The following is an 11,228-nucleotide window of genomic DNA, read 5'->3' on the forward strand; positions in this document are numbered from 1 at the left end:
TGGTTCGGTCGGTGCGGTCGGTGCTGGGCCGTCCGGTGACCACTTCCCTGCGAGGGACGGACTCCGCACCCATGACGCACTCCCCGACGCCGCGGTGATCACCTTGTTGCGGCGAGTGTACGCAGCGCGTCATCGGTGAGGTAGACGCCGGACGAGGTTCGCACACGCTCGCCACAGCCGGCCGCGGTCATCGCGGCCTGCCCACCGCGCCCTGGGCCTGCCGCGCCAGCAGGTCCCGCAGTTCCCGGGCGTTGCGGCGGCTCACGGCGAGGATCCGGTCGCCGACGCGGACGGTCAGGTTGCCGCCGTCCAGGCGCAGTTCCTCGATGCGGCCGAGGGCGACCAGGCGGCTGCGGTGGATGCGGACGAAGCCGCGGGAGCGCCACTGTTCCTCCAGCGCGGACAGCGGGATCCGCACCAGGTGGCTGCCGTGCGGGGTGTGCAGGCGCGCGTAGTCGCCCTGCGCCTCGACGTAGGTGATGTCGGCGATGGGGACGAAGCGTGTCACCCCGCCCAGTTCCACGGGCACCTGGTCGCCGAGCGCGCCCGCCGGGCCCTGCACGGCCCGGGTCAGCTCGGTGACGCGCCGTACGGCTTCCGCGAAGCGCTCCTTGCGCAGGGGCTTGAGGAGATAGTCCACGGCCTTGAGGTCGAACGCCCTCAGCGCGAAGTCCTCGTGGGCGGTGACGAAGACGATCAGCGGCGGTGCGGCGAAGCCGCCGAGCAGGTCGGCCAGGTCGAGGCCGCTGAGGCCGGGCATGTTGATGTCGAGGAAGACGACGTCGACGGCCTCGGCGCCGTCCGGCCCGGACACCCTGGCCCGTTCGAGCAGGCGCAGCGCCTCGGTGGCGTCCGGGGCGGGCAGGACGGTGCCGATCCGCGGGTCCCCGCCCAGCAGGTACAGCAGCTCCTCCAGGGCGGGTTCCTCGTCGTCCACCGCGAGTGCGCGCAGCATCTCCCGCATCTCCTCGTCTCCGCTTCCCTGCGAACACCCAGACTGTCAGTCCGGCAGCCGCATGCGCACCCTCTCCCCCGGACCGACGCGCACCACGCGGTCCGGCAGCCGGATGTCGATGGGTGTGGGCCCCGAGGCCTTCGGCATGGCGGCCTCCAGCTGGCCGTGGCGCAGCCGCAGCCGTACGCCCCAGTGGCCCTGGTAGCGCAACGAGAAGCCGTACGAGGAGAGTTCCGGGAGCGGGACCGGGTCGAGCCAGAGTTCGCTGTCGCGGGTCTCCAGGCCGGTGAGGCAGCGCTGGACGAGGCCGAGGGTGCCGGCCATGGCACCGAGGTGGATGCCCTCGCCGGTGGTGCCGCCCTGGACGTCGGCGATGTCCCCGCGCAGCGCCTCCTGGACGAAGGACCAGGCGTCGGCGCGGCGGGCGCGGGCCAGGATCCAGCCGTGGACCAGTCCGCTGAGGGTGGAGCCGTGCGTGGTGCGGTGCAGGTAGTAATCGACCGTGGCGGTCCAGGTGTCCTCGTCGAGGCGGTGGCCCAACCAGGCGAAGAGGGAGTGGAGTTCGGCCGGTGGGAACAGGTAGCCGAGCATCAGGACGTCGGCCTGTTTGGACGCCTTGTAGCGGTTGACGGTGTCGCCCTCCGCCTCCAGGATCCGGTCCAGGCGCCGGATGTTGCCGTACCGTTCGCGGTAGCCGTGCCAGTCCAGTTCGGCGAGGTTGCCGTAGCCGTCGAACTGGCTGACCACGCCGTCGTGGAAGGGCACGTGGAGGGTGCGGGAGACCTCTTCCCAGCGGGCGAGTTCGCCCTCCTCCAGGCCGGTGCTCTCGACGAGTTCGCGGCGGCGCGGCTCGGGCAGGGAGCGCAGCAGGTCCAGGGTGCGGATGAGGACCCAGGCGGCGGTGACGTTGGTGTACGCGTTGTCGTCCAGGCCGGGTTCGGGTGCGCCGGGGTAGGCGTCGTGGTACTCGTCGGGGCCGACCACGCCCCGGATGCGGTGCCGGCCGAGGTGTTCGTCGTAGGTGGCCGAGTCGGCCCAGAAGCGGGCGATCTCGAGGAGCGTCTCGGCGCCCTCGGTGTGCAGGAAGTCCATGTCGCCGCTGGCCTCGCAGTACTGCCACACGTTGTACGCCACGGCCGAGCCGACATGCCGCTGCAGCCGGGAGTGGTCGGGCAGCCAGCGCCCCGAGCGGGGGTTGAGGTGCAGCTCCTGGGTCTCCTCGCGGCCGTCGCTGCCGCTCTGCCACGGGTACAGAGCGCCGCGCAGGCCGGCCTCGCGGGCCGCGTGCCGGGCCGCGTCCAGGCGGCGGTGGCGGTAGTGGAGCAGGGCGCGGGAGACCTCGGGCAGATGGAGGTTGAGGTAGGGCAGGACGAACAGCTCGTCCCAGAAGACGTGTCCCCGGTACGCCTCGCCGTGCAGTCCGCGTGCGGGCACGCCGACGTCGAGGTCGGCCGTGTGCGGGGAGAGGGTCTGCAGCACGTGGAAGAGGTGCAGGCGCAGGATGCGGCCGGGATCTCCGGGTACGTCGAGTTCGGCCCGCCGCCACAGCTGCTCCCAGGCGGTGAGGTGCGAGGTGAGCAGCTCGTCGAAGCCGGGCGCGTCGGCGACCCGGTCGAGGGCCGCGCACAGCGGGTCGCTGATGGCGGGGTCGTGGGAGGTGTGCAGGGCGACGGTCTTGTCGACGGTGACCGTACGTCCGGGCTCCAGGGACAGCCGCAGGTGCTGTACGGCCCGCAACGTCTCGTGGGCGTCCGACACCGGCACGTCGGCGACCAGCCGGGAGGCGAGCCCGACGGCGATGTCCGAGGTGCGGGTGTGGCAGCGCAGCCACATCGTGGCGGGCGCGGTCCCGCTGCCCGTCTCCACATGGGTGAGGTGGCGGCCGTCCAGGTCCCGGTAGCGGGCCACGCCGGAGTTGGTGACGCTCCCGTCGAGCGCGGCCTCGACGTCCAGCTCGGCGGTGCGGCCCTCGGTGGTGAGGTCGGTGCGCAGGGCGGCGAGGTGCGGGTCGGCCATGTGGACGAGGCGGAGCTGGCGGACGAGGAGTGTGCCGTCGGCGCCGAGCCGGTAGCGGGTACGGCGCTCCAGTACGCCCGGGTCCAGGTGCAGGACCTGCTGGTGTTCGATGACTGGGGCGGTGTCGGGGGTGAGCCAGTCGCTCCCGGTGGGGCGGAAGCGGAGCGGCAGCCAGTTGGGCAGGTTGACCATGTCCTCGTTCTGGACCCGGCGCCCGGCGATCTCGGAGGTGAGCCGGTTGTAGCAGCCGGCCGCGTAGGTGCCGGGGTAGTGCACCGCGTCCGCGGCGCACTCGGGCAGCGCCCCGCGGGTGGCGAAGTAGCCGTTGCCGAGGGTGCACAGGGACTCCCGCAGGCGTTCCTCCGCGGGGTCGTAGCCGTCGTACTCCCACAGCAGACCCGTCACCGAAGCGGTCCTTCCGTCCTCCTCGGTCCAGTCTGCCTCGGTGTCGGGAGATCGGCCTGCGGAAGGGGGGCGACGGGCGAGGTCCCCCTGTCCTCGCCCGTCGCACCGGTCAGGGGTAGCTCACGAGGTCGGCCACGTTGGTGGCGGAGTTGGAGGGGCCGCCCGTGTTGTTGACGACGTGGCTGATGGTGCCGGTGCCGCCGAGTGAGACGGTCACCATGCTGGTGAAGCGGACGCCGGAGGTGTTCGGTGCCTCGATGGCGTGCGCGGCGGTGACGGAGGGGTTGACGTTGAAGTAGCAGTAGCTGCCGAGGCCGTAGGCCTGGTGGCTGGTCACGGAGTCGGCGACCTTGTAGGCGGCGTAGCCCTGGGTGGAGCCGTTCATCCACGCCGCCTGGTTCGGCGGGTCGTAGGGCATCTCGTTCTGGAAGAAGTAGGTGCGGCCGCCGTTGCCGTTCCAGAGCACCTGGTACTTCTGGAAGTGCTCGACGAACAGCCCGTACATGGTCACGTCGTCGCCGTTGACCACGAGCCCGGTGTCGGCGGTGTTGCTGGTCCAGCCGACGCCGCTGCCATGGTCGGCGCGCCAGATCCACATGTGGTCGCCGATGACGTTGTCGCTGTTGACGACGATGCCGGTGGCGGCCTTGCCGACGCCCGCGCCGCCGACGCGGACGTAGACGTCGTGCAGGGAGGTCGGGTCGGCCGCGTGGGAGGCGGCGGAGCCGGTCGGCCCGACCTCGAGCAGGGTCTTCGAGCTGGTGGTGCCGGCGTCGAAGAGCAGGCCCGCGATCTTCACGCCGTCGACGTCGGCGACGGTCATCGCGGTGATGCCGTTGTCCGGGACGAAGGTGGCGAGGCCCAGGCCGAGGACGACGGTGTCGGGGCGGGTCACCTTAAGGGTCTGGTCCAGGTGGTAGACGCCCGGGATGACGAGGAGGTTCTTGCCCGCGGCGAGCGCGGAGTTGATCTGGGAGGCGGTCGCGCCCGGCTTGACCACGTAGAACGTGTCCAGGGACAGCGAGCTGCCCGCCGGGCCGGAGCCGGCCCAGCCGGTCGCGGTGGAGTTGGACCGCACCGCCGGCACGAACACCTGGTAGGCGCCCTTGCCGTCGACGTACAGGAACGGCTTCTCCCGGGTGACCGGGCTCTGCGCGACCGTCGTGTACGGGGGCTTGGGGAAGCTGGTGGACGGTACGCCCTGGCTGCCGACGAAGACCATGTTCCAGTTGGAGCCGGTCCAGCTGCCCAGCTGGGAGTTGCGGGTCAGCCACTGCTGCTGGCTGCCGGAATTGACCTGTCCGTCGACCTTGCTGTCGGCGAGGTAGCCGCCGCTGGACCAGCCGCCGTCGTCCAGGGCCAGGTTGCCCCGCAGGTGCATGCGCCGGTACGGCGCCGCCTGCGAGACCGCCCAACGGTCGCTGCCGCCGCTGGGGTTGACCGACAGGTTCTCGGCTCCGCGCCAGAAGTTCTGGGTGGCGTTGCCCTGGAACCAGTCCGCCTCCGCGTGCACCGCGCCGTTGACGGAGACGGCGTCGGGGGTGAGGCCGAGGCCCAGCACCTGGGTGTAGAAGCCGACGTTGACGTCCGCGCTGTAGGCGCCGGGCTTGAACAGCACGGCGTAGCGCTGGGAGCCGAACTGGTTGGTCTCCTGCTGCTTGAAGACGGTGTCGAGCTTGCCCTGGATGGCCGAGGACGACATCGACGGGTCGAAGACGACGACGTTCGGGCCGAGGTCGGGGTTGCCGGCGGACTGGGTCACCGGGACCACCTGGAAGCGCTGGGCGGCGGTGCCGTTGCACGTGTACTGCACGAACTGCACGCTGTCCGCGAGCGAGGCGCCCGGATCGTCCAGGCACTTGCCGCTGCCCCGGTTGACGAAGTGGAAGGCGCCGCCGCCGTCGTCCACCGGCAGCCACTGCTGGTTGGCGCCGCCGCCGTAACTCCACAGGTGCACCTGGGCGTTGTCGGCGGTGGAGACGTCGGCGACGTCCACGACCTGGCCCGTGTTGTTGCCGTTGCCGATACGGACGTAGCCGTCGCCGGTCGCGGTGAAGCTCCACTCCTGTGCGGTGGTGCCGTTGCAGGTGTACTGCTGCACGACGGTGCCGTTGGCGGTGCCGGCCGATTTGGCGTCCAGGCACTTGCCGCTCGCGGCGTTGACGACGGTGGCGAGGCCGGTGGGCAGGGCGGCGGCCACGGAGGTCGCGGCCCGCGCGGGTGCCGCGGTGAGCAGGGACGCGGCGGCCACGGCGACCAGCGCGCCGGTCGTCGGTCTGCGACGGCGGGTGAGGGGAAGCACGGGTTCTCCTAGCGGGCGGGATCAGCCGGTGTAGCCGGCGAAGACGCGGGTGTAGTCCCAGGCGGACTGGGAGACGCCGGAGCAGCTGTCGGCGGGGCCGCCGGTGCACGGGCGGTCGCGGTTGGCGGACCAGAAGGTGAGCCGGGCGAGGTGGTGCTGCTGGGCGTAGGCCAGGATGGTGCGGAAGTCGCTCACCGTGACGGTCTCGTTGTTGTCGGTGATGCCGTTCATGGACGAGATGCCCATGTCCCGGTAGGCCTGGTCGTCGCTGTAGTGGTAGGCGTTCTTCAGCGCGTTCTTCAGGCCTTCGGCGGCCTGTGTGGTCAGGTTGCCCATGTTCTGTCCGGCGCCGCCGAAGTCGAACGGCATGATCGCCCAGGCGTCCACGGTCAGCCCGGAGGAGGCGGCCCGGTTGATGAGGCTGGTGTCGGGGCCGCTCTGCCCGGTGCCGATGGTGATGTACGCCTTCAGACCGGGGTTGTTGGCCCTCACGGTCTTGAGCGCGTCCACGGTGCGCTGCTGCACGGTGGGGTTGCTGTAGGCGTCGGCCTCGATGTCGATGTCGATCGCCTTCAGGCCGTAGGCGTTGATCACCTTCTGGTAGGCGGCGGCGAGTTCGCCCGCGCTGGAGCAGGAGCTCTCCAGCTTGTTGCCGCTGTAGCCGCCGAAGGACGGGATGATGTCACCGCCGTTCGCCCGCACGGTGTTGACGGTCTGCTGGTCGACTCCGCCGGTCAGCGGGCGGCTGCCGTCCCACTGGGGGTTGCAGTAGCCGTTGCTGAGCACGAAGGCGAGCGTGAACCACTTCACGCCGGTGGCCTGGGTGATCGTGCTCGGGTTCGGCGGGCTGCCCCAGCCGTTGTAGAGGTACGGCGCCACGGCCATCGGTGCGGACGGGGCGGTGCCGCCGTCTGCCGCGGGCGCGTTCCACTTCTGGTTGGCGCCGCCGCTGCAGCTCCAGATCTGGGCGCGGGCGCCATTGGCCGAGGAGTTGTCGGTGACGTCCAGGCACTTGTCGGCCTGCGGGTTGACGATGTCGTGGGCGGCGGTGACGGTCCACTTCTGGTTGGCGCCGCCGGTGCAGGACCACAACTGGACCTTGGCGCCGTCGGCGGTGGGGTTCCCGGTGACGTCGAGGCACTTGCCGAGGGCGCGGACGGTGCCGTCGCTGCCGACCGTCCACTGCTGGGCGGCGGTGCCGTTGCAGTCGTAGAGCTGAACGGCCGTGCCGTTGGCGGAACTCGCCCCGGCGACGTCGAGACACTTTCCGGCGAGACCGGTGATGGTGCCGGTGGCGGCCTGGGCCGGGGCCGCGGTGAGCAGGCCGGTGGCGAGGGACAGGGCGGCGAGCGAGACGGCTGCGGGGAGTGGTCTGGCCATGTGCGGGGGCGGCCTTTCGCGTGGGGGGGTGCCCGGGCGCATGCCCAACACAGGTGTGGCAGCTGGGTGTTGAGCGCATCCGGAGTCTTTGTTTAAGGCGTGAAGTTAAAGGTCCGGACCACTGGAGTCAAGGGGGTGGGCAGCAAGGGGTGGGCGGCAGCCGGGAAGCAGCCCACCCCCCCGCTTCCGGCTCAGACCGCGGTCACCTCGTCGTCCTTCTGGGCGAACTGCGTGCGGTGCAGCTCCGCGTACCGGCCGCCCGCCGCGAGGAGTTCGTCGTGCGTGCCCCGCTCCACGATCCGGCCGGCCTCGACGACCAGGATCTGGTCGGCGGCCCGGACGGTGGACAGACGGTGGGCGATCACCACGGCGGTACGGCCCTCCAGGGCCTCGGTGAGCGCCTCCTGCACGGCCGCCTCGGAGGTGTTGTCCAGGTGGGCGGTGGCCTCGTCGAGGATGACCACGCGCTGGCGGGCCAGCAGCAGCCGGGCGATGGTCATGCGCTGGCGCTCACCGCCGGAGAGCCGGTAGCCGCGTTCGCCGACGACCGTGTCCAGACCGTCGGGCAGGGACCGTACGACCTCGGCCAGGCGGGCGCGGCCGAGGGCGTCCCACAGCTCCTCGTCCGTGGCGGTCGGGCGGGCGAGCAGCAGGTTGGCGCGGACGGTGTCGTGGAAGAGGTGGCCGTCCTGGGTGACCATGCCGAGGGTGGCCCGCAGGGAGGCGGCGGTCAGGTCCCGGACGTCGGTCCCGCCGATGCGCACGGCCCCGGCGTCGACGTCGTACAGGCGCGGCAGCAGCTGGGCGATGGTGGACTTGCCGGCGCCGGAGGAGCCGACGAGGGCGACGGTCCGGCCGGGTTCGGCGCGGAAGGAGATGCCGTGCAGGACCTCGGCGCCGCCGCGGGTGTCGAGTACGGCGACCTCCTCCAGGGAGGCGAGGGAGACCTGGTCGGCGGACGGGTAGGAGAAGGTGACGTCCTCGAACTCGACCGCGACCGGGCCCTCGGGCACCTCGACGGCGTCCGGCTTCTCTTCGATGAGCGGCTTCAGGTCGAGCACCTCGAAGACCCGCTCGAAGCTGACCAGCGCGCTCATCACCTCCACGCGGGCTCCGGCGAGCGCGGTGAGCGGGGCGTAGAGCCGGGTCAGCAGCAGGGCGAGGGAGACGACCGCGCCCGCCTCCAGGGTGCCGCGCAGCGTGAACCAGCCGCCGAGGCCGTAGACGAGGGCCAGGGCGAGGGCGGAGACGAGGGTGAGGGCGGTGATGAACACCGACTGGGCGGTCGCCGTGCGCACCCCGATGTCGCGCACCCGGCGGGCGCGGTCCGCGAACTCGGCCGACTCCTCCTCCGGGCGGCCGAACAGCTTGACCAGGGTGGCGCCGGGCGCGGAGAAGCGCTCGGTCATCCGGGTGCCCATGGCCGCGTTCAGCGCCGCCGCCTCCCGCTGCATCCGGGCCATCCGGCTGCCCATGCGGCGGGCCGGCAGCACGAACACCGGCAGCAGCACCAGCGCGAGCAGGGTGATCTGCCAGGACAGGGTGAGCATCACGGCGAGGGTGAGCACCAGGGTCACCAGGTTGGTCACCACGCCCGACAGGGTGTTGGCGAACGCCCGCTGGGCGCCGATCACGTCGTTGTTGAGACGGCTGACCAGCGCACCCGTACGGGTACGTGTGAAGAACGCGACAGGCATGCGCTGCACATGATCGAACACGGCCGTGCGCAGGTCGAGGATGAGTCCCTCCCCGAGCGTCGCCGACAGGCGCCGACCGAGGATGCCGAGCCCCGCCTCCGCGAGGGCGACCAGCGCGATGAGCAACGAGAGCCGGACGACCTTCCCGGAGTCGTGACCCGCCACGATCGTGTCGACGACGCTGCCGGCGAGCACGGGCGTGGCGACCGCGAGCAGTGCGGTCACCACCCCGAGCAGTACGAAGCGGACGATGCCCGCGCGGTGCGGGCGGGCGAAGGCGGCGATACGGCGCAGCGTGGCGCGGGCGAAGGGGCGGCGTTCCTGCTGCGCGGTCATCACGCTGTGCAGCTGCGTCCAGGCGGTGGTCTCCATGCTCATGGGAGAGAACGTAGGACCTCAAGCTTCGTTGAGGTCAAGGTCCGCGTCATTTCATCCCCATCTACGTCCTCTACGTCCTCGCACGCGAAGGCCCCGATGACCCTCCCCTCTCATCCGCTGCCCGTCCGTAAGCCGCCGTCCCCGCTTCGGCCACCCGCCGTTGGCACGGCGCGGAAAACCTCTCCCGATGTGACAGCGGTACGACTCCCCGACCTCCATGAGGGACGCCTCCCCCGGCTCGCCCGGCGCGTCCCCGTGCGGCAGATCCTGTGCCTGCTTCCGCTCCTGCTCGTCGCCGTCGTCGCGGTGCGGCACCGGTCGGTGCTCGCCGAGGGCTTCGGACAGCTGCGGACCGCCTCGTGGCCCTGGCTGCTGGCGGCGGCCGGCGCCACCTGTCTGACCTGGGTGGCCGCGGCCGTGACCCGGCAGGGCGCCGTCGTCCAGCGGCTGCCCCGGTGGCGGCTGCTGGCGACGCAGTTCGCGGCGGGCTCGGCCAACCACCTGCTGCCGACGGGTCTGGGCGCGGGCGCGGTCAACCTGCGGTTCATGAGCGTGTGCGGGGTGCCGCTGGCCCGCTCCTCCGCGGCTCTCGCGCTGTACCTGCTCGCCGAGTCGGTCGGCCGGCTGAGCCTGCTGGCCGCGCTGCTGGTCGCCTTCCCCGACGCGCTGCGACTCGGCACCCTCCTCCCCGACGGGGATGTCGGACCGGTGCTGGCCATCGCGGGCGCGGTGCTCGTGGTGGCGGTGGCGGCGCTGGCGCTCGTACGACGCCTGCGCACGCCCGTGCTCGGCTTCGTCCGCACCGCCCTGGGCGAGGCCCGCTCGGTGCACACGCGTCCGGCCCGGGCGCTGGCGCTGTGGGGCGGCTCGCTCGCCTTCCCCGCGCTCCAGGCGGCCGGCCTGGTGGCGGTGGGGCAGGCGCTGGGGCTGCCGGTGCCGCCCGCGCACATGGCGCTCGCGTACCTGGCCGCGACGGTCGCGGTGGCGCTGGTGCCCACGCCGGGCGGGCTCGGCTCGGTCGAGGCGGCACTGATCGTGGCGCTGGTGGCAGCGGGCGGCCCGGTGGCGGTGGCCACGGCGGTGGTGCTCGCCTACCGCATCATCACCGTCTGGGTCCCGCTGCTGCCGGGCGCGTTGACGTTGGGGGCACTGGTGCGGCTGAAGGTCATCTGAGGCAGAGTGGCCCTCCGAGCCGCCCCCTCAGAAGGAGCATCCGCCGTGCCGGTCCGTGTGGAGCACAAGGAACACGTCACCACGATCGTCCTGTCCCGCCCCGAGGTCCGCAACGCGGTGGACGGGCCCACGGCCGCCGAACTCGCCACGGCCTTCCGGGAGTTCGAGGCCGACGAGCACGCGCGGGTGGCGGTGCTGTGGGGCGAGGGCGGCACGTTCTGCGCGGGCGCCGACCTGAAGGCGATGGGCGGCGAGCGCGGCAACCGGGTCGCCGAGGAGGGCGACGGCCCGATGGGGCCGACCCGGATGCGGCTGTCCAAGCCGGTGATCGCCGCCGTCGCCGGGCACGCCGTGGCGGGCGGCCTCGAACTGGCCCTGTGGTGCGACCTCCGGGTCGCCGAGGAGGACGCCGTGTTCGGGGTGTTCTGCCGCCGCTGGGGCGTACCGCTGATCGACGGCGGCACGGTACGGCTGCCCCGGCTGATCGGCGCCGGCCGGGCCATGGACATGATCCTCACCGGCCGCCCGGTCCCGGCCCGCGAGGCCTACGACATCGGGCTCGCCAGCCGAATCGTCCCGACCGGCCACGCCCGCGCGGAGGCCGAGGAGCTGGCGGCCCGGATCGCCCGCTTCCCGCAGGCCTGCCTGCGCGGCGACCGGGCCTCGGCGCTGGACCAGGAGGGCATGGACGAGCGGAGCGCCCTGCGCGGCGAGCTGCGGTACGGCATGAGCGTGCTGGCGGAGGGCTTGGAGGGAGCGGCACGCTTCGCCGGGGGTGCGGGGCGGCACGGGTCTTACGGGGACCTGTGAGCAGGGGGCTTACGCGGACCTGGGAGCACCGGTCCTACGCGGACTTGTGAGCAGGGGCCCTGCACGGACCTGTGAGCGCCGGTCCTACGCGGACCTGCGAGCACTGGTCCCA

General features: G+C 72.2%; 7 protein-coding genes. 2 read left to right on the forward strand and 5 right to left on the reverse strand.

Going from position 1 to position 11,228, the window contains the following annotated elements; all coding sequences use genetic code 11:
- Positions 1-187: 187 nt before the first annotated feature.
- The 5 genes from ACFY3C_RS02380 to ACFY3C_RS02400 form a co-directional block, all read right to left on the reverse strand.
- On the reverse strand, positions 188-955 hold the full coding sequence (locus tag ACFY3C_RS02380) for a LytR/AlgR family response regulator transcription factor (RefSeq protein WP_390769401.1): 768 nt from the start codon (positions 953-955) through the stop codon (positions 188-190).
- Positions 956-1,000: 45 nt separating this feature from the next.
- Positions 1,001-3,376 carry a glycoside hydrolase family 65 protein gene (locus ACFY3C_RS02385; protein WP_390769402.1) on the reverse strand — a complete coding sequence of 792 codons (2,376 nt, stop codon included), beginning with the start codon at positions 3,374-3,376 and terminating at the stop codon, positions 1,001-1,003.
- Positions 3,377-3,485: 109 nt separating this feature from the next.
- On the reverse strand, positions 3,486-5,678 hold the full coding sequence (locus ACFY3C_RS02390) for an RICIN domain-containing protein (protein ID WP_390769403.1): 2,193 nt from the start codon (positions 5,676-5,678) through the stop codon (positions 3,486-3,488).
- Positions 5,679-5,699: 21 nt separating this feature from the next.
- Complete coding sequence (locus tag ACFY3C_RS02395; RefSeq protein ID WP_390769404.1) at positions 5,700-7,058, reverse strand: lectin; 1,359 nt, start codon at positions 7,056-7,058, stop codon at positions 5,700-5,702.
- A 191-nt stretch (positions 7,059-7,249) separates the two neighbouring features.
- Positions 7,250-9,127 carry an ABC transporter ATP-binding protein gene (locus ACFY3C_RS02400; protein WP_390769541.1) on the reverse strand — a complete coding sequence of 626 codons (1,878 nt, stop codon included), beginning with the start codon at positions 9,125-9,127 and terminating at the stop codon, positions 7,250-7,252.
- Between the two features lie 195 nt (positions 9,128-9,322).
- Between ACFY3C_RS02400 and ACFY3C_RS02405 the strand changes: the two genes are divergently transcribed.
- Positions 9,323-10,306, forward strand: a complete 984-nt coding sequence (locus ACFY3C_RS02405; RefSeq protein WP_390769405.1) for a YbhN family protein — start codon at positions 9,323-9,325, stop codon at positions 10,304-10,306.
- Positions 10,307-10,351: 45 nt separating this feature from the next.
- A complete protein-coding gene (locus tag ACFY3C_RS02410) occupies positions 10,352-11,116 on the forward strand; it encodes a crotonase/enoyl-CoA hydratase family protein (protein ID WP_386576914.1) in 765 nt (254 codons plus the stop codon).
- Positions 11,117-11,228 lie beyond the last annotated feature (112 nt).

It is taken from the genome of Streptomyces sp. NPDC001410 (genome assembly GCF_042895235.1).
Lineage (GTDB): Bacteria > Actinomycetota > Actinomycetes > Streptomycetales > Streptomycetaceae > Streptomyces.

Bases quoted from the DNA above. Each gene is read 5' to 3' on its own strand.
- ACFY3C_RS02395 (WP_390769404.1), bottom strand. From the start codon at position 7,058: ATGGCCAGACCACTCCCCGCAGCCGTCTCGCTCGCCGCCCTGTCCCTC.
- ACFY3C_RS02400 (WP_390769541.1), bottom strand. From the start codon at position 9,127: ATGGAGACCACCGCCTGGACGCAGCTGCACAGCGTGATGACCGCGCAG.
- ACFY3C_RS02380 (WP_390769401.1), bottom strand. From the start codon at position 955: ATGCTGCGCGCACTCGCGGTGGACGACGAGGAACCCGCCCTGGAGGAG.